This is a genomic window from Streptomyces sp. MH60, assembly GCF_002939385.1.
Taxonomy (GTDB): Bacteria; Actinomycetota; Actinomycetes; order Streptomycetales; family Streptomycetaceae; genus Streptomyces.
The window spans coordinates 1-1,328 of the sequence record NZ_MULI01000184.1 but is presented as its reverse complement, the minus strand read 5'-3'; the positions used below and the strand labels follow the sequence as shown (position 1 = coordinate 1,328).

The 1,328-nt window shown below is 68.5% G+C and carries 1 protein-coding gene; it reads left to right on the top strand.

The annotated features are described in order from the left end of the window. Nucleotides 1-1,328, top strand: a 1,328-nt coding sequence (gene pgi / locus BZZ08_RS38445; protein ID WP_104636732.1) for a glucose-6-phosphate isomerase, incomplete at both ends; no start/stop codon positions are given.

Genomic DNA, 1,328 nt, shown 5'->3' with positions numbered 1-1,328 from the left:
CTGCTCCAGGAACTGGCCGCCGCCACCGATGTGTTCGGGCTGCGCGACGCGATGTTCCGCGGTGAGCGCATCAACATCACCGAGGACCGGGCGGTGCTGCACACCGCGCTGCGGGCCCCGCGGGACGCGGTGATCGAGGTCGACGGCGAGAACGTCGTCCCCCAGGTGCACGCCGTGCTCGACAGGATGGCCGGCTTCGCCGACCGGGTCCGGGGCGGCGAGTGGACCGGTCACACCGGCAGGCGCATTCGCAACGTCGTCAACATCGGCATCGGCGGCTCGGACCTGGGTCCGGCGATGGCCTACGAGGCGCTGCGGGCCTTCACCGACCGCGCGCTCACCTTCCGCTTCGTGTCCAACGTGGACGGCGCCGACCTGCACGAGGCGGTCCGGGACCTGGACCCGGCCGAGACGCTGTTCGTCATCGCCTCCAAGACCTTCACCACCATCGAGACGATCACCAACGCCACCTCGGCGCGGTCCTGGCTGCTGGCCGCGTTCGACGGCGACGAGAAGGCGGTCGCCAAGCACTTCGTGGCGCTGTCGACCAACGCCGAGAAGGTCACCGGGTTCGGCATCGACACGGCCAACATGTTCGAGTTCTGGGACTGGGTCGGCGGCCGGTACTCCTTCGACTCGGCGATCGGGCTCTCCCTGATGATCGCCATCGGGCCCGACCGCTTCCGGGAGATGCTCGACGGTTTCCGCATCGTCGACGAGCACTTCCGCACCGCCCCCGCCGAGTCCAACGTGCCTTTGCTGCTGGGCCTGTTGGGCGTCTGGTACGGCGACTTCCTGGGCGCGCAGTCGCACGCGGTCCTGCCGTACAGCCACTACCTGTCGAAGTTCACCGCGTATCTCCAGCAGCTGGACATGGAGTCCAACGGCAAGTCCGTCGACCGCGACGGCAACCCCGTGGAGTGGCAGACCGGGCCGGTGGTCTGGGGCACGCCGGGCACCAACGGGCAGCACGCGTACTACCAGCTGATCCACCAGGGCACCAAGCTGATCCCGGCGGACTTCATCGGCTTCGCGCGGCCGGTGGCCGAGCTGAGCGACGAACTCAAGGCCCAGCACGACCTGCTGATGGCCAACTTCTTCGCGCAGACCCAGGCCCTCGCCTTCGGCAAGACCCCGGACGAGGTACGCGCCGAGGGAGTGCCCGAGGAACTGGTCCCGCACAAGACCTTCCACGGCAACCACCCCACCACGACCGTCCTGGCCGCCGAGCTGACCCCCTCCGTCCTCGGCCAGCTCATCGCGCTGTACGAGCACAAGGTGTTCGTGCAGGGCGCGATCTGGAACATCGACTCCTTCGACCAGTGGGG